This window comes from Thermodesulfobacteriota bacterium (assembly GCA_040757775.1).
In the GTDB taxonomy this organism is placed as follows: Bacteria; Desulfobacterota; UBA8473; order UBA8473; family UBA8473; genus UBA8473.
In genome coordinates this window covers 20285-40079 of the sequence record JBFLWQ010000006.1, presented here as the reverse complement: position 1 = coordinate 40079, position 19795 = coordinate 20285, and the positions used below count along the sequence as shown (strand labels likewise).

General features: G+C 43.3%; 15 protein-coding genes. 5 read left to right on the top strand and 10 right to left on the bottom strand.

Annotated elements, in window-relative coordinates; all coding sequences use genetic code 11:
* Positions 1–37: 37 nt before the first annotated feature.
* The 5 genes from AB1401_05420 to AB1401_05400 all read right to left on the bottom strand — a co-directional run bounded on the left by AB1401_05420 (position 38) and on the right by AB1401_05400 (position 6575).
* Entirely contained in the window at positions 38–1366 is a 1329-nt protein-coding gene (locus tag AB1401_05420; protein ID MEW6614887.1) for a glutamine synthetase family protein, read from the bottom strand.
* A 265-nt stretch (positions 1367–1631) separates the two neighbouring features.
* On the bottom strand, positions 1632–1970 hold the full coding sequence (locus tag AB1401_05415) for a P-II family nitrogen regulator (GenBank protein MEW6614886.1): 339 nt from the start codon (positions 1968–1970) through the stop codon (positions 1632–1634).
* Entirely contained in the window at positions 1967–4699 is a 2733-nt protein-coding gene (gene glnD / locus AB1401_05410; protein ID MEW6614885.1) for a [protein-PII] uridylyltransferase, read from the bottom strand. The genes AB1401_05415 and glnD overlap by 4 nt, the downstream gene beginning before the upstream one ends.
* Positions 4653–5888 (bottom strand): ammonium transporter, encoded by a 1236-nt coding sequence (locus AB1401_05405; protein MEW6614884.1) that lies wholly within the window; start codon positions 5886–5888, stop codon positions 4653–4655. The genes glnD and AB1401_05405 overlap by 47 nt, the downstream gene beginning before the upstream one ends.
* 414 nt (positions 5889–6302) lie before the next feature.
* Positions 6303–6575: an HU family DNA-binding protein gene (locus AB1401_05400; GenBank protein MEW6614883.1), complete on the bottom strand. Its 273-nt coding sequence runs from the start codon at positions 6573–6575 to the stop codon at positions 6303–6305.
* A 650-nt stretch (positions 6576–7225) separates the two neighbouring features.
* Between AB1401_05400 and moaA the strand changes: the two genes are divergently transcribed.
* Positions 7226–8215 (top strand): GTP 3',8-cyclase MoaA, encoded by a 990-nt coding sequence (gene moaA, locus AB1401_05395; GenBank protein MEW6614882.1) that lies wholly within the window; start codon positions 7226–7228, stop codon positions 8213–8215.
* A 17-nt stretch (positions 8216–8232) separates the two neighbouring features.
* Here moaA and AB1401_05390 read toward each other — a convergent pair whose 3' ends face one another.
* The 5 genes from AB1401_05390 to AB1401_05370 form a co-directional block, all read right to left on the bottom strand.
* Positions 8233–9153, bottom strand: coding sequence for an enoyl-CoA hydratase/isomerase family protein (locus tag AB1401_05390; GenBank protein ID MEW6614881.1), 921 nt, complete (start codon positions 9151–9153; stop codon positions 8233–8235).
* A gap of 120 nt (positions 9154–9273) precedes the next feature.
* Entirely contained in the window at positions 9274–10836 is a 1563-nt protein-coding gene (locus AB1401_05385) for a long-chain-fatty-acid--CoA ligase (GenBank protein MEW6614880.1), read from the bottom strand.
* Between the two features lie 69 nt (positions 10837–10905).
* Complete coding sequence (locus tag AB1401_05380; GenBank protein ID MEW6614879.1) at positions 10906–11487, bottom strand: ComEA family DNA-binding protein; 582 nt, start codon at positions 11485–11487, stop codon at positions 10906–10908.
* The gene (gene cimA, locus AB1401_05375) at positions 11480–13057 is read right to left on the bottom strand and encodes a citramalate synthase (protein MEW6614878.1); all 1578 of its coding nucleotides are present in this window, start codon (positions 13055–13057) and stop codon (positions 11480–11482) included. Before cimA ends, AB1401_05380 begins: the two co-directional genes overlap by 8 nt.
* Before the next feature lies 1 nt (position 13058).
* Positions 13059–14285, bottom strand: coding sequence for an aspartate kinase (locus AB1401_05370; GenBank protein MEW6614877.1), 1227 nt, complete (start codon positions 14283–14285; stop codon positions 13059–13061).
* A 352-nt stretch (positions 14286–14637) separates the two neighbouring features.
* On the opposite strand from AB1401_05370, the gene AB1401_05365 reads away from it, so the two are divergent.
* The 4 genes from AB1401_05365 to AB1401_05350 all read left to right on the top strand — a co-directional run bounded on the left by AB1401_05365 (position 14638) and on the right by AB1401_05350 (position 19768).
* Positions 14638–16401: a formate--tetrahydrofolate ligase gene (locus tag AB1401_05365; protein ID MEW6614876.1), complete on the top strand. Its 1764-nt coding sequence runs from the start codon at positions 14638–14640 to the stop codon at positions 16399–16401.
* A 26-nt stretch (positions 16402–16427) separates the two neighbouring features.
* On the top strand, positions 16428–17183 hold the full coding sequence (locus AB1401_05360; protein MEW6614875.1) for an AAA family ATPase: 756 nt from the start codon (positions 16428–16430) through the stop codon (positions 17181–17183).
* 66 nt (positions 17184–17249) lie between these two features.
* Complete coding sequence (locus tag AB1401_05355; GenBank protein MEW6614874.1) at positions 17250–18137, top strand: tetrahydrofolate dehydrogenase/cyclohydrolase catalytic domain-containing protein; 888 nt, start codon at positions 17250–17252, stop codon at positions 18135–18137.
* A 47-nt stretch (positions 18138–18184) separates the two neighbouring features.
* Complete coding sequence (locus AB1401_05350) at positions 18185–19768, top strand: acetyl-CoA decarbonylase/synthase complex subunit delta (protein ID MEW6614873.1); 1584 nt, start codon at positions 18185–18187, stop codon at positions 19766–19768.
* The last annotated feature ends 27 nt before the right edge of the window (positions 19769–19795 follow it).

The window sequence follows — 19795 nt, the reverse complement described above, 5'->3', positions numbered from 1 at the left end:
CTCCGAGTAGGGGCGAGAATAGCCGCGCCCCTACTAATTACAATTTAGGCAGATACGTATCAAGCTCATATTGGCTCACATGGGTCCTGTACCTGTCCCATTCAATTTTCTTATTTTCGATGAACTTGTAGAATATGTGGTCGCCCAGTGCCTCTCTCACAAGCTCACTCTTTTCAACTTCCAGTATGGATTCATAGAGATTACCCGGCAGTTCATGGATATTCATCTCTTTCCTCTTTTCAGGACTGAAGTGATAGAGATCCTCTTCTATAGGGTCTGGTAAAGGATAGCCTTTTTCTATGCCCTTGAGGCCTGCGGCCAGCATTACAGCAAAGGCAAGATAGGGATTGCAGGCCGGGTCAGGAGAGCGAAACTCGATACGTGTAGCCTTCTCCTTGCCGGGTTTATACATAGGAATCCTTATCATAGTGGATCTGTTGCGTCTTGCCCAGCAAATATAGACAGGTGCCTCGTAGCCTGGAACAAGCCTTTTATAGGAATTTACCCACTGATTGGTTACTGCTGTGAACTCTCTTGCATGTTTCAGGAGGCCGGCAACATAGCTTTTGCCGATATCTGAAAGGTTATATTTATCTTTGGGGTTGTAAAAGGCATTTTGGTCAGATTTGAACAAGGACTGGTGGGTATGCATACCACTTCCGTTTATCCCGAAGATGGGCTTTGGCATAAATGTGGCGTAAACCCCGTTGCGTCTTGCTATCTCTTTCACTATAATCTTCAGGGTCATAGTCTTATCAGCCATCCTTAAACCCTCGTCATACCTCATGTCAATCTCGTGCTGGCTTGGGGCTACTTCGTGGTGGCTGTATTCTATATCTATGCCTATCTTCTGCAGGGCAAAGATGCTTTCTCTTCGGAGCTGCCCGGCCGTATCCAGCGGTGTAGTGTCAAAATAACCACCCTCATCCAGGGGCATTGGGTTCTTATTTTCGGTAAAATAGAAGAATTCCAGCTCCGGTCCCAGATAAAAAGTATACCCCTGGTCTTTTGCCTTTTGTAAAAGCCTCTTGAATACATACCGGGGATCGCCCTTGTAGTGACTTCCATCAGGTTCGAGGATGTCGCAAAACATCCTGACCACAGGTTTTTCCTCATCCCTCCAGGGTAAAAACTCCAGGGTAGTGGGATCCGGCTTGGCGATCATGTCGCTTTCTTCTATGCGGGCAAAACCCTCGATAGAAGAACCATCAAAACCCATTCCCTCATCCAGGGCTTCATCGATCTCGGGGGGTGTTATAGCAAAGCTCTTAAGGTACCCGAGTACGTCGGTAAACCATAATTGGATAAAACTTACGTCTCTTTCCTTAACGATTTTCTTCACATCTTCTTTTGTGCTGCAAAGCATATATCTCCTCCTTTAGGTTTTATAGCATATTGTCAAAAGTTTTAAATTTGTTTTTTTCTAAGGTGAATTTTTTTTGCTTATTTTATAAAGTACATATTAACATTTTTTGGTTGTTAATACAACCTTTTTCACCCCCTTTCTTCTATGTGAAATTATATGCGCATATACCAAATCCGAAATCTGAAGCACTAAATCGTGTCAGTGGCGGTGATCAGTGTCGGTCCGACACGGACAACCGACACTGACAACGGGAATACCCCTTCACTCATAAGGCTTCTTCTCTCCGTTCCCCTGTCCTTATCCTGATTGCCTCTTCCACCGGCAGGATAAAGATCTTACCATCGCCTATCTTCCCTGTCCTTGCAGACTTCTCTATGGTCTCCACAACCTTTGAGACCAGATTATCCCCAATCGCGATCTCTAATTTTATTTTGGGTACAAAGTTGATTACATATTCGGCACCTCTATATATTTCTGTATGGCCTTTTTGACGACCAAAGCCCTTTACCTCCGATACCGTCATTCCCTGCACACCTATTTCCATAAGTTTTTCCTTAACCTCATCTAATTTAAAAGGTTTGATAATAGCCTCTATCTTCTTCATAGTACCCTCCTCCCTGTAGTGAACGCATTAAAAGCCTCTTCATGGTTTTCAAAAGTCTCTAAGACCCCAGAAAGGCTGCGTCTGATCTTCTCCAGTTCCTTTTCATCATATATCTTCTGACCGAATATATCCCTCACGTAGAAGCTGTCAGTGACGCAGGATAGCCTTGTAGCTATCTTTGCAACGTAGATGTAGATACCCATGTCTGACATGGCCTTTGTGATCGAATAGAGGATACCGAACCTGTCGTTAGTCTCTATGTCAATCACCGTATAAAAGTCAGACGTGTCGTTATCAACCCTTATGGTAGTTTTTATGTCCCTCAGCCCCCTTTTTTTAGAGTTAAGATAAGCCCCTTTCTTTTTTACCAATTCTTCTGCTTTGACCCTCCCATCGATTACCTTCTCAAGATCATCCTGAATTGCCTTCCACTCCTCCCGATCCACATATTCATCATCATTTGTATGGTTAACCCTGAGAATATCCATAGCTATGCCGTCACTCCTCGTATCTATCTGGGCATCCAGGATATTCATGTTGTGATAGACCATGACGCCACAGACCTTGTAAAACAAACCATGGGAATCCGGTGTAGCTATAAGGATATCATAATAACCTTTATCCAGTTTCTGCCTTACATCAAAGGCAAGGGTTTTCTCTTCCAGGTTGTAACACAACAGGATGTGATTCGATATTATCTCAGGGGTGTTATTGAGAAGGTATCGAGATGGTGTTAAATCCAGATTGTAGTGAATATCATCCATGGGCATCTTCAAACGCAGCTCGGATATGACTTCATTTTTTATTTTATCGAGTTTACAGGCTATATCAGTCATGGTAAAGTCCCCCTTCTCAATAATATGGAATGCCCTGATATAGAGTTCCTGAAACAGGGTATTCTTCCAGGAATTAAATGCCTCTGCCCTCGATGCCTTCATATCAGCAAAGGTCAAAATATATAGCATTCGCAAGCTGTCACCGTCTTTCATCTTTTGGGCAAATTTTATTATCAAGTTTTCATCGGAAAGGTCTCTGGTTTGGGCTATACTGGACATATAAAGGTGATTTTCCACAAGAAAACCCAACAACTCTGTATCCTGGGAGGATAACCCCATTCTATTTGCTATTGTGTATACAAGCTTAACACCTTTCTCTACGTGGTCGGTTTCAAATGCCTTTCCCAGATCATGAAAAAGAAGGGCTAAAAAAATCAACTCTACCCCCTTCTCTTCTCTTACCAGTTTGGTTAGGAAAGGAAACGTTTCCCTGTACTTCCCTATAAGGAGATTTTCCAGCTCCTCGATGGCAAAAAGGGTATGGATGTCCGCAGTATAAATGTGATAGTAATACGACTGGGGCAGATGGGTTATATTGGCGAATTCCGGTATAAACCTGCCCAGAAATCCAAGTTTATGTATTGTCTTTAGAACCTTTGCTACCCCCCCTATACCTTTCAGGATGGAAAGGAAGTAAGTGTTTACCTCCTTAGACCTTCTAAATTCATCGTCTACCAAATCTAAATTGTCTCTAACCATTTCCTGTGTATCAACTTTGATCTCTTTCTTCAGTTCCAGAGAATACTTGAACACCTTCATCAGGGCAAATGGGTCTCTCCTTAAAAGATCGGGATCAACAATGGATATTCTGTTATTCACTATTTCAAAACCGTGGTCCATGCTTCTTGAAAAGACTTTACCCCTCATTTTTTTCAATTTTTCCTGATCCTCTCTCGCTCTGTCGATCAACACAGAGGAAAGATACTTTATGCTCTCTGCGCACTGATAATAGTCGTGCATGAATTGTCCAACTGCGATTGTTGAACTATGACCACTGTAGCCCAGTAGATTAGCCATATTTTCCTGATATTCAGAGGCAAGGTGATCATTCTTCCTGCCGCTTAGGAAGTGGATGCCATTTCTTACCTTCCACAGGAACTCCAGGGATTCTTCAAGTAGAGCGATTTCCCACGAAGACAAGACATGTTTTGTCTTTAATTCGTTTATCCCTTTTGCCTGGAACTGGACCCTCGCTATCCAGAGGGCACTGTGAATATCCCTTAAGCCCCCTTCCCCCTCTTTCAGATGTGGTTCCAGAAGGTAGACCGAATCCCCGTAATATCTGTGCCTTGACTCCATGTCTTTCAGCTGTTCTGAGATGAAGGAATTGACACCCTTGGAGAATGCGTTCCTGTAGATTGCGCCCTCAAATTCGCAGTACATGTCTTTGTCTCCCATGAGATACCGCATCTCTATCAGGGATGTCCTTGCTTTAATGTCCTCTTTCATTATGGTAATGCAATCCTTTAACCTCATGTTGTTATATCCCACCGTCAGCCCTGCATCCCACAGTGGATAGAGTATCTCACCTGTAACATCCTCCAGGTTGCCATGAAACCTCTCCGGCATGCAAAAAAGCAGGTCTATATCAGAATACGGGCTCAATTCTTCCCTGCCATAGCCTCCCACCGCGGCTATAGCATATCTTCTGGTTTTTTTCTTGCCGTCTGAAGACAGGCTGGAGGTGAAGATTTCCTTAAGGCATTTATCCATGATGGAAGAATATCTCTTAACAAGATCCCGACCGCATAATTCCTTCCTGTATTCTTCCTTTAAGCGGTCTATGCTGTATTTGATATAATCCTTCAGGTTTTCCAAGTTTCTTCCCCTATATGTGTCAAATTGTTTATAATGTATATCCGCTTTCGCCGTGCTGGCTAAGGTCAAGACCATCAGATTCCTCTTCCTCGCTTATCCTTAAACCGAGAGTCCAGTCAAGGATCTTCAATATGGCAAATGTTACAATAAAGGAGTAGACCCACGCAGCACCAACGCTTATCATCTGATCCCATAAGAGCGATGGATTGCCGAATAGTAATCCGTTATTTCCTGCACTATTTACTATCTTTGATGCGAACAACCCTGTTGCTATTGCGCCCCATGTGCCGCCTATCCCATGGACACCAACTACATCCAGTGAATCATCGTATCCGAGCTTTGTTTTTAGATTTACTGCCATATAGCATATAACTCCTGCAACAAACCCGATAATCAGGGCAGACATAGGATCAACAAAGCCTGATGCAGGTGTAATTGCCACAAGCCCTGCAACTGCACCTGATGCTGCTCCGAGTACTGTTGGTTTGCTTCTGTGTGCCCATTCAACTATCATCCATGAAAGTGCTGCCCCTGCAGTTGCGATGTGTGTAGCAACAAAGGCAGAGGTTGCCAATGCACCGGATGCAACAGCGCTTCCTCCATTAAAACCAAACCACCCAAACCACAGAAGTGCGGCACCAAGAAGTGTCATAGTAACATCATGAGGAGCCATCTGTTCAATCCTGTAGCCTTTTCTTCTACCGACAACAATAGCAGCAGCCAGGGCAGAAACTCCGGAGCTTATATGTACTACTAACCCTCCCGCAAAATCAAGTGCACCAAGCTCTCTTATCCAGCCGCCAACTCCCCAAACCCAGTGGGCAAGCGGAAAATACACAAGTGTTGCCCATAGTACAAGGAATGCAAGATAGGTTTTAAACTTGAACCTCTCAGCCAGTGCACCTGTTATCAAAGCGGGTGTAATTACAGCAAACATCATCTGAAAGATCATGAATGCCTGATGAGGTATTGTAGCCGCGTAATCAGGATTAGGTTCGGGGCCCACGCCCTTAAGCCCAACCCAGTCAAGATTTCCTATGATATGTCCGACATCAGGGCCGAATGAAAGGCTGTATCCGTAAATGACCCAGAGAACAGTCATCACACCGAGGGCGATGAAGCTTTGCATGATGGTGCCGAGGACATTCTTTCGTCTGACCATACCTCCGTAAAAGAGCGCAAGCCCGGGTGTCATCAGCATAACAAGGGCTGTAGATATTAATATCCATGCAGTATCCCCGGTGTCTACCTTTGGTGTTATCATTTCATACCTCCATATTTTGTGGATGAACTCTCAGTTGAGATTATAGTTAGCAACCACTGTGCCAGGTTTACTCTTGAAACAGATATGCCACCTATAAAATCTCTAACTAGCTGAGTTATAAGGCATTTTAAGGGTTTTGATTTTCAACTTTGATATGAAGGAGCTATTTTAAAAAAGGAATGGCTGCTCAGATTCGAGCACAATGATCAGGAGAAAAGATAGGCGATCTCAAAATATTCTAGAGTGTAATACTGATTTACCCCAATTGTTCGGCTTGGGGCAGAGTGACGAGAGCAGATAGTGAGGACATGATAGGGGACGTATAGAGGGATTCTATATAACCAAAAGGCAAGCATTTATGTTCTATGCTTGCCTTTTGGTTATCCCCGGTTTTTTTAACTCTGCAATCCTAATCTATTTAACTGATTCTTTTAATTTCTTCCCTGCTTTAAATTTGGCTACCTTCGTAGCAGGAATCTTTATGTCTTTTCCTGTTTGAGGGTTCCTACCCTTTCTGGCTTTTCTTTGAACTACAGAGAATGTACCAAAACCAGTCAGAGTCATCTTTCCGCCTTTTTTTAAGGCAGTAGTAACATTGGTTGTAAATGAATTTAAAGCCTTTTCAGCACTTGTTTTACTTATCTTTGCATCTTTTGCTATTTTGCTTACTAATTCTGCCTTTGTCACTTTTTATTCCTCCTCTCTTTTTAGTTATTTCTTTTAAAGTGTTTTTTTTCATCAAAAACATCAACTTACTTGACCTGTTCTCTCCCTGTAAACTTGCAATCGGATATTGTGCCTTGAATTCAGGCTGAAAAATTGTATTAACTTACCCCCCCCTTCCTTTAAGATTAAAAAGCGTCTAATTTGTTAACTGGCCCAAATCTACCATGATTTTCATCAACAAGTATGCAACTTGAACTTCAACAACTTTCCCCATAAAACTATAATCAGTGGGAATTTCTGCCCATATAGCACAGAGGATTGAAGCTTGTCAAGTAAAAAATACAACTTTAGTATAGAATTTCCTTAACTTGTGCAACCATATCAAAAGCTTGACAACCCTTTTAGAATATCATATGTAACTAAGTTCACACTGAAAAATTCCCTTTTCCACTTTCTAGTGCAGGTTTTTTGACCCATCTATGACTTGCTTCAGGCATTTTCAGGAACTCTCCGCCTACGGCAGATCAAATCCGCCAAAGGTGGACTTATATTCAGCTTTGTCAAGGTGGGTTCCCCAAAAATCCTGCTCATGTTCGCTCCAAAGGAAATTTTTCATTTTTCAGGATGGACTAATTAAAGAGACAAACTGCCCTTTTCCCTATGAGAATAGAATGAAAGATTTGATTGATACATTTAACAGGAAAATTAATTATTTACGGGTGTCGATTACCGATCGCTGCAACCTTAGATGTGTTTATTGCATGCCCATTGAGGGGGTGTCTAAAGTCAACCAGGAAGAGATTCTCACTTACGAGGAAATCCTCCGTATTGTTGAAGTAGCCGTTAAAAATGGTATAACAAAAGTCAGGATTACAGGGGGAGAACCCCTGGTAAGAAAAGGAGTTATAGACTTTGTGCGTTCCCTATCAATAGTCCATGGAGTTAAGGATCTTAGTTTAACTACCAATGGGATGTTACTAAAGGGTTTTGCCAGTGATCTGTTTGACGCTGGGCTTCATCGGGTAAATGTTAGTATGGATTCTCTTAATCATATGAAATTTCAAAAAATTACCAGGGGAGGAAACCTTGAAAAGGTTTATGAGGGAATAGAGGAAGCGCAGCGAGTGGGATTCTCACCTATAAAGATAAATACTGTTATTATACAGGGTTTCAATGATGACGAGGTGATTGACTTTGCCAAGCTTTCAATCGATAATCCTTACCATATAAGATTTATTGAATTAATGCCTATTGGTTCTAATAGCAAGTGGAGTAAAGATAGATACATATCATCACAGGAAGCAAAAGAGAAGATAGAAAGTTTTAAAAAGCTCTATCCCATCCATAAAAAAGGGGAAAGGGCGACTGCTCGAATGTTTAGATTTGAAGGAGCAATGGGAGAGATTGGTTTTATTAGTCCCATGAGTGCCCATTTTTGCTCTTCCTGTAACAGATTGAGGTTAACAGCCAATGGGAAGCTTAGGGCATGTCTTTTCTCCAACGAAGAAGTAGATTTGAAGCCCTTTCTTAGGGAGAGTTGTGATAACTCTGGATTAGAAAGGCTTATCGATCTAGCCATTTCTAATAAGCCTGAGAAACATCACTTGGAAGAAAAAAACCTCAAGAAATGCTCCCGTAACATGTCGGCTATTGGGGGATAGTAAGTCTACTTTCACACCTATTTTAACTCTGCTCCACATTTGCCACAAAAGGTGAATTCCTCAGGCAACCATCTGGTATTGCATTTAGGGCAAGTTTTTGTTGGGGGCCCCCAAAGAAAGGTGTGAGATTTACCCCTGGCGGTTTTTTCCCGTAGCTTTGTATGTTCAGGAACCCTCTTTTCCAAAAAGGCATTAATGCCCTCAAGGGGCTCTGGGGTTGTTGACTGTAGTGTCCAGAAATCATTTCCCTGCCGTAAAGTATGATAGACCATATCAAACCAGACATTAATCTGGTCTTTGGTAAACCTTAAAGACCACGGGGCTTTACTTAATAGAGTTTGACACAGCTTATCTACTTCTTTATCCAGATCTTCATATGGAACTACTTTGTTCACTAGCCCGTATTCCAGAGCTGTTTTGGCATCTATAACCTCATCTGTAAATAGAAACCATCGGGTTCTTCTATCTCCCATAATAGGAGTAAGGGATTGGGTCGCATAGCTGGCTACTGCCCCAACACCTCCTTCCCCCTGTTGAAACTTGGCATGATCGGCAGCAATAACAAGGTCACTGGCAATGGTAATTTCACAACCCCCACCTGCGGTTATCCCGTTTACCCTGGCAATAACCGGCTTTCCGATATACCTTAAGTTATAAATTATTCGGGCGTATTGATTGTTCATTACCCAGACCTCATGGGTGTTGTTGAATAGTCCCTTTGCCCAATTCAGATCAAGACCGGGACAGAAAAATTTATCACCACCACCCGTAATCACTACTACCCCTACTCCTGGGTCTTTCTCTGCCTCCTCTAATGCGGTACATAAGTCCTTCATAAGCTGCATGTTTAAGCTATTTCTTGCCTCTGGCCTATTTATAGTGATCCTTGCTACCATGTCCTTTGCTTCGTAAACAACAGTGTCTAATTGAATATTCATCTTTATTAACTCCCTCCTTTAATTCGTGAATCGTGAATTATGAATCGGAAATGGGTTTTATCCTATTTGCGACTTCTGACCCCTCTAAATTTTGCATACCGAAGGATTGCAAAATTTAGATTATATCTTTGCATCTTTACCTTTCCAGTAAATTTCCTTCAGTGGTCTCCTCAAGATTTTTCCAGTAGGGGTCTTAGGCATTTCTGATGCCGGTATGAAATCTACCGATTTTGGTTTCTTATAGCCGGCAAGCTTCCCTTCACAGAATTTGATTATCTCTTCGCCAGTTGCCTCTTCACCCGGTTTCAAAACAACCAGAGCCTTCACTGCCTCCCCCCATTTGTCATCTGGGACCCCTATTACAGCAATCTCATGGACTTTCGGATGCTTCGACAGTACCTCCTCTACCTCCGTAGGATAGATATTCTCTCCCCCGCTTATTATCATATCCTGCTTTCTGTCCACCAGATAAAGGTACCCTTCCTCATCCATTCTTGCCATGTCCCCTGCTGAAAGCCATTCGTCCCTGAAGGCATTCCTGGTCTTTTCTGGATCCCTATAGTATTCTTTCATCAGGGTAGGTCCCCTGGAATAGAGTTCACCTACTTCCCCTATGGGTACATCGTTACCATCTTCATCAAGAAGCCTTACTTCCTGACCAAAATACGGCTTGCCAATACTCCTGACTTTCCGTAATTGATCCTCTGGAGACAGGCTTGTAACTGCTCCTGTCTCTGTGGAACCGTAGCCCTCGTAAAGTTTACTGTGTTTAAAGAAACTGAACAGGTCTTCTTTTGTCTTTGTAAGAAGTGGGGCAGATGACGATACTAACCATCGCATGGATGATACATCGTATTTATCCTTATCCGGAAGGCTGAGCATGAGGTTTGACATGGTGGGAACCATATTGGTGCAGGTAATCTTTTCTCCATGGATTATCTCTAGTATTTCTCTTGGGTTGAATCCGCCCGATGGGTATATGTAAACCGCACCTCCTGCGAACAGAAGGAGATTGGAATGCCATACGGAGTTTGAATGGAAAAGTGGCATTATAAGCAGATATTTGTCATCGGGTGAAACCCCCCTTCCTATAAGATGTGATATGACTATGTTGTAAATAGACCGGTGGGGCATAACTGCTCCCTTGGGGAATCCGGTAGTTCCAGAGGTGTAACCTATGAAATAGGGATCTGTTTCTCTGACCTCAACATCGGGTTCTATATTCGGGGCTTTTTTTAAAAAGTCCTCATATCTGATAGCATAATCTGGAATACGGTCTCCCAGAACAACATAGTTTTTTTTCGCAATCATTCCAAGATTGGGGCGTATGGTATCGACCCTGTCTATGAAGTCCTCCCCCATTATTAATGCCTTTGAATCTGAATTTCTTGCAATGTACTCTATTTCAGGTGCTGCAAGACGGAAGTTTATCGGAACCGAGATTATACCAGCCTTGGCCATACCATAGTATATTTCCACAAACTCACTGCAGTTGTAGAGCAGTATTCCAACCTTATCCCCTTTCTTCAGACCCATAGCGGTTATACCATTGGCTATTCTGTTTGCTCTGGAGTCAAGTTCTCTGTATGTTATCCTTTTGTCTTTGCAAATGACTGCTACCTTTTCAGGGTACTTTTGAACACTCAGTTTAATTCCTCTATGTACTAAAAGTTCCACACTCATGTTTTTGCTCCCTTTTTTGTAATCACTCAATAGACTGTAGTCTCATAAATACTAACCAAAGATATTTGTTTACCCTGCCCTCAGATAACTCTTTATCCTTTCATACCTGACATTGCCTATCCCCTTCACATTTTTGAGTTCCTCTATGGTAGAAAATCCGTTATTTTTATCCCGATACTCAATAATATTTAGAGCGGTCTTTATACCTATACCAGGTACTGCTAAAAGTTCTTGCTGGCTTGCAGTATTTATGTCCAGAGGGATGGAAAAGACCATGAGCTTCTGGGGTTCCATTCTTTCAATTAATACCTTCCCCCTCCTTTCTGATATTCTCTGGACGGTTACCTTTTCCCCTCTCTTTAATATGGTAGATTGGAGTGATGTGTCAATACTCAAGCTGTGTCTTAGACCACCGGCCCTTTTAACGGCGTCACAGACAGTAACCCCTTCATTGAAATTATAAATACCGGGGGCTCTTACTTCACCCAAAACTTCAATATAGGTTCCTCCGTTCTCTTTATAGACTATCAGGCTGTTGTCTGATCCCAGGGTGTTAGTTTTGTGAATAAAATAAGAAAGGATCAAAAACAAGGCACCAAAAAAGATGACCAGCCGTTGTTCTCTTTTGGTATGTCTATTGATTTTAGTCACCACTCTTATTTTTTTTCAGCAGCTTGTAGTCTATACTGTCTACCAATGCCTGCCAGCTGGCTTCTATAATATTATGAGAGACACCTACCGTTCCCCATTTATCCTCTTTATCGCCTGATTCTATCAGTACCCTGACCCTGGCGGCTGTTCCTTCTCCCGTGGATAGGACCCTTACCTTATAGTCTATCAACTCCATGTCCTTAAGTTCTGGATAGAATTTCTCTAATGCCTTTCTAAGGGCATTATCAAGGGCATTGACAGGACCATTTCCCACAGCGGCTGTATGTTCAATCTTGCCACCTACTTTGACCATTATGGTGGCTTCAGACTGGGGAGGAGAATCCTCTTTTCCCTTTTCATCTATTACCCTAAAGCCTATGAGGTCAAAGTACTTTTTCTTGGTTCCAAGTGCCTTCTTTATGAGGACTTCGAAAGATGCCTCAGCACCTTCAAACTGATAGCCCTGGCTTTCAAGCTCTTTCATATTTTGTAATATCTCAAGGGTGATCGGGTTGTTGTCTCTAAGGTCGATATTAAATTCAGCAGCCTTGGCTACGATATTGCTTTTGCCAGAAAGATCTGAGATCAGAATCCGTTGTTTATTCCCCACCAATTCTGGTCTAATATGCTCATAGGTCTCAGGATTCCTCTTGACAGCACTGACATGTATTCCGCCCTTATGGGCAAAGGCAGAATCTCCCACGAATGCCTGGTGTTTATTGTGCCGAAGGTTGGCCAGTTCATTGACAAATCTCGATACTTCTCTAATCTTTCTCATCTGTTCATCGGATATACAGTCCATGTTCAACTTCAATTTCAGATTGGGAATCACCGAGCAGAGGTTGGCATTTCCGCATCGTTCGCCATATCCGTTAATAGTACCATGTACCTGTTCAACCCCAGACTGGACTGCAATTATAGAATTGGCTACCGCCATCTCTGAGTCGTTATGGGTATGAATCCCTAATGGTATCTTAATGTTCTTTCGAACTTCTTTTATAATTTTCTCTATTTCAAAGGGTATGGTTCCCCCATTGGTATCGCATAAAACAATGCAATCAATTCCTGCATCGGTTGCTGACTGGAGGGTCTTTAAGGCATACTCTGGATTGGCCTTATAGCCGTCGAAGAAATGCTCGGCATCATAAAGAACCTCCGGGATATTCGATTTCAAAAATTTCAACGTGTTGTGGATAGTTTTCAGATTTTCCTCCAGGGGTATACGCAAGGCGTCCCTCACATGGAGGTCCCATGATTTGCCAACTATAGTGACGGCAGACGTATGGGAATAGAGTAACGCTTTTATATTCCTGTCATTTTCGGGAGAGGTTCCTGCTCTGGCAGTACTGCCAAAGGCAACGATTTTAGAATTGCGGAGAGGTATATGCTGGATCTTTTTGAAAAACTGCATGTCCTTAGGGTTTGAGCCTGGCCATCCACTCTCAATATAGTGAATACCAAGTTCGTCCAGTTTTTCAACAATCCTGATCTTATCTTCGACAGAAAAGGATATGTCTTCCGCCTGGGTTCCATCCCTAAGGGTAGTATCATATAACTTAACCAGTCTCATCCTAGAATTCCTTATTCTCTCCTAATCCAAATGCCTCGTGCAGTACCCTTACAGCCAATTCTGTATACTTAGACTCGATTACACAGGATATCTTGATTTCAGAGGTACTTATCATCATAATATTTATCCCTTCCCTGGCAAGGACAGTAAACATCTTAGAGGCAACTCCAGAGTGACTTCGCATACCCATCCCAACAATAGAAACCTTTGAAATATTTGTGTCGGTCAATACATCCTGAGCATTAATTTCTCTTGCCGTAACCATAACCAATTCCATCGCTTTTTTAAAATCGGCCTGCGGAACGGTAAAGGTCAGGTCAGTAAGACCATCTGTGCTTACATTCTGAATTATCATATCCACAACAATGTTGGCTTCTGAAATGGGAGTAAATAGTTTAGATGCAATGCCTGGCATGTCAGGTACCTTTGTGACTGTTATTTTAGCTTCATCTTTATCGTAGGTAACACCTGAAACAATGACACTCTCCATATCCTGATCCTCCTTGGTTACAATAGTACCTGTACCGTTTTTAAAAGTAGACCTTACATGGATCGTCACCTGATATTTCTTCGCAAACTGAACAGACCTGGTCTGAAGAACCTTTGCCCCCAGACTCGCCATCTCCAGCATCTCATCATAGGATATTTTATTAAGCTTTCTGGCATCTGGGCAGATGTTCGGGTCAGCAGTGAATATTCCTTCCACATCGGTATAGATTTCACAAATATCAGCCTTGAGGGCGGCGGCTATTGCAACTGCACTGGTATCGGAGCCTCCCCTGCCTAAGGTAGTTATGTTGTCTTTTTCATCAACGCCCTGGAATCCGGCAATTACCAGTACATTTCCATCCTTAAGCTCTCTTAATAACCTCTCTGAATCTATCTTTAAAATCCGTGCCTTGCCAAAGGCACTGTCTGTTTGTATCTTAATCTGATAAGCCAATAATGACCTGGCATTTACCCCTAAAGACTTCAATGCCATGGCAAGCAGGGAACTGCTTACCTGTTCTCCTGTTGATATCAATGCATCCTGTTCCCCTTCGTCGGGCTGGTCTGCGATATCCTTCGCCATGTCCAGAAGCCTGTCCGTCTCTTCCCCCATAGCGGATACAACCGCAATAACATCATTTCCATCCTGGTGGGTACTTCTTACTCGACGGGCTACATTCTTGATTTTTTCCACATTACCTACCGAGGTACCCCCGTATTTCTGGATAATCAATGCCATCCGTCTTTCCTCTTTCCATTGGATTTGGGGTCAGACCCCACTGACTTTTTAGGAGTCCATCAACTTTGGGACTTTGCAGCTGGCTTGGACTTGATATTAAGGATATTAACCCCAGATTGTCAAGTGCAAAAACCCATATAGAAGGTATTTTTTTTCGGAAAAATTCTTGACATTATGATAACCCTATGGTAATCTTCGCCAGACGTGAATGAGCGCTCACTCACCTGATCTTTGAGGTCTATTAAATATTTGATTTACCTTCCATGTCTTACTAATCATATAAAAATAAAAAAACAATACTTTAATTATTGTTATAAGGGTATCCAATTATAGTAAAAGGAGGATGTGATTAATGGCATACGATGCGGTGAAGATGGCAGACTGGCAGATTTCCGAAGCAGCAGAGAAAAACATGCCAATGCCCGATGAGTGGAGAGAAAAACTGGGGCTTGAAAGAGATGAGATGCTTCCTATGGGCAGACTGGCAAAATTAGATTTTCTGAAAATCATTAAACGTTTGAAAGATAGACCAGATGGGAAATACATCGAGGTTACCGCTATTACACCCACTCCCTTGGGTGAGGGCAAAAGCACCACCTCAATGGGACTGATCGAAGGACTTGGGAAACGTGGTGTAAACGTAGGCGGCTGTATCAGGCAACCATCAGGCGGTCCAACCATGAACGTTAAGGGAACCGCAGCCGGTGGAGGTAATGCCCTCCTCATCCCTATGACCGAGTTCTCACTGGGACTGACAGGGGATATTAACGATATCATGAACGCCCACAACCTTGCCATGGTGGCATTGACCGCTCGAATGCAGCACGAGCGGAATTACAATGACGAACAACTCCAGAGGCTTACCGGAATGCGGCGTCTCAGTATCGATCCCACCCGGGTGGAGATGGGATGGATTATGGACCTTTGTGCCCAGTCATTAAGGAATATAGTTATCGGTCTTGGTGGTCGCATGGATGGGTTTACCATGCAGTCCAGGTTCGGTATAGCCGTGGGTTCCGAATGCATGGCTATTCTTGCTGTTATCAGAGACCTGGCAGATTTGAGGAAGCGTCTTGATGAGATAACCGTGGCATTTGATAAGAACGGCAATCCAGTTACAACCGGGGACCTGGAGGTGGGAGGAGCGATGACCGCCTTCATGCGCAACACAATCAATCCAACCCTTATGTGTACTGCCGAATATCAGCCCTGTATGGTTCATGCCGGGCCATTTGCCAACATTGCGGTAGGCCAGTCTTCCATCATCGCTGACCGCGTTGGATTGAAACTCTTCGACTACCATGTGACAGAGAGTGGCTTTGCAGCCGATATCGGGTTTGAGAAATTCTGGAACGTGAAATGTCGGTTCAGTGGCTTGAAACCCCATGTTTCCGTCTTGACCGCTACTATCCGTGCCCTCAAGATGCACGGTGGAGGCCCAAAGGTTGTCGCCGGCAAGGCACTTCCCGATGAGTATACAAAAGAGAATCTGACGCTGGTAGAAAAGGGATGTGAGAATATGGTTCACCATATTAACACTATCCGTAAGTCTGGTATTAATCCAGTAGTCTGTATCAACCGTTTCTATACCGACACTGATGCCGAGGTTGCAATTGTAAAAAAGGCAGCCGAGGCAGCCGGGGCACGTTGTGCTGAATCCAGGCATTGGGAAATGGGTGGAGAAGGTGCTCTAGAACTGGCTGATACTGTGATGGATGCATGCAAAGAAGAAAACCAATTCAAATTTCTCTATCCACTGGAGATGAAGCTGCGAGACCGAGTTGCCCTGATTGCCAAGGAGGTTTATGGGGCTGACGGTGTGTCATGGAGTCCGGAGGCTGAGGCAAAGGCCAAAATGCTGGAAGGTGATCCTAAATATGCAGATTATGCTACAATGATGGTAAAGACCCATCTGAGCCTTACGCATGATCCGACTATTAAAGGTGTTCCCAAAGGATGGACTCTGCCTGTTCGTGACGTTTTGATATATTCCGGTGCGAAGTTCCTCTGCCCTTGTGCAGGAACCATTAGCCTTATGCCAGGAACAAGCTCTAACCCTGCTTTCAGAAGGGTAGATGTGGATGTCGATACCGGTAAGGTGAAAGGACTTTTCTAGTATTTGCTGATAGAGAGGGGACTTTTTTGAGTTTTGTAATAGCAGTGGCAGGAAAAGGAGGGATAGGCAAAACAACAATAACAGGCTTAATGATTCGTGCCCTTAAAAGAAGGGGTAAAGTTCCCATACTTGCTGTTGATGCAGATTCTAATGTAAATCTGGCGGAGACAATAGGATTCAAGCAGGGGAAGACAGTTGGCGCTGTGAGGGAAGATTTTTCCTCTGAGATCTCCAATATACCACCCGGAATGACAAAAGAGACCTTTCTGGAATTAAAACTCAACGAGGGATTGATAGAAGGAGAAGGGGTGGATGTTATAACCATGGGGAGGGGTGAAGGCCCTGGGTGTTACTGTCCTGTAAATAACATGCTCAGGAGGTTCCTGGATATTCTTGGTAAAAACTATCCTTTTGTGGTAATAGACAATGAAGCTGGGATGGAACATTTGAGCAGGCGCATTTTGCAGAGAATCGATGCATTGCTGATTGTCTCAGATCCTACGCCAAAAGGTATCAGGACAGCAGGGAGAATCAGGGAACTTATCAAAGAACTTGAGTTATCAATAAAAGACACTTACTTTATAATAAACAGAATCCAGGGGGAGATGGAACCTATTATTGAGACTGAGATGGAGAAACAGGGGTTCAATTCTTTTTACGGTATCCCCATGGATAGACTGATCTATGATTATGATATATCTTTAAAACCTTTGATGGATTTGCCTGATGAATCTATTGCAGTAATTGCAGTTAACAAAATTCTGGACGAAATCATTAATTAGGTTGTTTGGGTAAAATAATTAACCTTGATGGATTTTTTACGAAGCCATCAACCTTGGGAGGGGAAAATGGCAGCAAAGATCATTAGTGGAACAGAGGTGGCAGGACAGATCAGGGAGGAACTGAAGAAGGAAGTGACTGAACTGAAAGAGAAACACAATGTGATTCCAGGGTTGGTCACCATTCTGGTAGGAGAAAATCCTGCATCAGTAAGTTACGTGACCGGTAAACAGAAGACCGCAAAGGAGTTAGGATTTTATTCGTTACAGGACAATCAGGCTGATAATATCACAGAGGAATCTTTACTGGGGTTGATTGACAAATATAATAAGGATCCCAAAATTCATGGCATACTGGTACAGTTGCCGCTGCCTAAACATATTAATGAAACGAAAGTGCTCTATGCTATAGATCCGAAGAAGGACGTGGATGCCTTCCACCCGGTCAACCTTGGGAAATTGATGATAGGTGAGGCGGATTACCTGCCCTGTACCCCTTCTGGAGTTCAACAGTTGTTAATCAGGAGTGGTGTTGAAACCAGTGGGGCAGAGGTGGTGGTTGTAGGCCGGAGCAACATTGTTGGCAAACCTGTGACCAATATTCTTTTGCAAAAGCAAAAAGGTGCGAATGCAACAGTAACAATATGTCATACAGGAACTAAAGATATGGCATCTCATACCAGGAGGGCCGATATTCTTATAGTTGCAGCAGGAAAACCTAAAGCGATAACAGCAGATATGGTAAAAAAGGGTGCCGTTGTTATCGATGTGGGTGTGAACCGTATTGGAAAATCAGAATCAGGAAAGGCGATCCTTTGTGGAGATGTAGACTTCGAAGCTGTTAAGGAAAAGGCAAGTGCTATTACGCCTGTGCCAGGAGGGGTTGGCCCAATGACGATCACTATGTTGATGATGAATACGGTAAAATCTGCTAAAGTTCATGCAGGGTTAGTTTAAAGGATATCTTTCTTATTTATTAATCTGTAGAGGGAGGTAGAGAATTAATGGCCTTTGAAATTACAAAATCACATTATACAGGAAAGATAAAAGAGGTAACTCTGGGTGCCGGGAAAAGAACAGTAACCGTAGGCGGAGAAACCTCCTATCCATTCTATCTATTTGAGGGGGAGATGCCCAATCCTCCCAGGATTGCCATGGAAATCTGGGACATGGAGCCTGAGGAATGGCCTAAGGCTGTTATTGAGCCCTTCAAAGACGTATTAAAAGATCCGGCAGCATGGGCAAAGAAGTGTGTAGAGGAATACGGTGCTGATATGGTTATAGTGCAGCTAAAAAGTACCGACCCAAATGGGTTGAACAAGGGGCCTGGAGAAGCTTCTGCCACGGTAAAAAAGGTATGTGAAGCGGTGGACGTCCCGGTGATAGTCTGGGGATGTGGCGACAAGGAAAAGGATGTCGAAGTTTTAAAGAAGGTTGCTGAAGATAACCAGGGAAAGAATTTGCTTTTGGGGCCGGTAGAAGAGGCTACCCATAAGCAGATAGGCGCCAGCGCCCTGGGGTTTCACCAATCAGTTATTTCTTCTTCTCCTATAGACATAAATCTGGCCAAGCAGCTAAATGTACTTCTCGACAACCTGGGAGTGAGTCCGGAAAAGATTATTATAGATCCCACCACAGGGGGATTGGGATACGGGCTGGAATATTCCTATTCGGTTATGGAAAGGATTCGGATGGCTGCTCTGACCCAGGAAGATGAGAAGTTGCAGAGTCCCATAATAAACAATCTGGGTAATGAAATCTGGAAGTGTAAAGAGGTCAAACTGAGCCTTGAAGAGGCACCTACTCTGGGCGATCCGGCAAAAAGGGGGGTAATGCTGGAGTGTGTAGGCGCTGTTTCTTATCTCATGGCCGGTTCGGATATTCTCGTATTGAGACATCCAGAGAGTGTTAAGTGGGTGAAAGAGTTTATGAATCTGATGATGACCGGTGATATGGCAATGAGTTCTGGCAAAATTACCGGGAAACTAAATGCCATAAATATTAAGCCGGAAGGTGACTTTCCAAAGATAATAAAAATAGAAGTCAAGGCAGAGCCTAAAGAGGAAAAGAAAGAAGATGCCCAAAAAGTACCTCCAAAGGAAAAGGTAGCGGAAAAGAAGAAGGTGGAGGAAAAACCAAAGTCAGTAGATATCAAGGCTGAAGAAAAAGCTAAACCCAAAGTTGAGGAAGAAGCGAAGGCCAGGGCGGAAGCTGATGCTGAAGCAAAAGCCAGGGCAGAGGTAGAGGCAAAGGCAAGGGCTGAAGAAGAAGCAAAGAAAAAGACTGAAGAAGAGGCAAAATCCAAGGCTGAAGCAGAAGCCAGAGCCATAGCCGATGCCGAAGAGAAGGCAAAAGCAGACGCCAGGGCAAAGGAAGAAGCCGAGAAAAAAGCTAAAGAGGATGCCAAAGCTAAGGTTAGAGATGAAGAAGAGGCATTGAAACAATCCAGGGCGAAAGAAAAGGCAGAGAGGGAAAAATCGCAAGAAGCACGTGTGGAAGGTCCCCGAGTCTTGAAAGTAGCAGAGGTTCAACTTTCTCCAGTGGATAAATTGTTAGCCCAGGTTAATCGGGTTAATAGAAGGAGCTAATTATGCTTTAAGGGAAAGCAGCCTCAG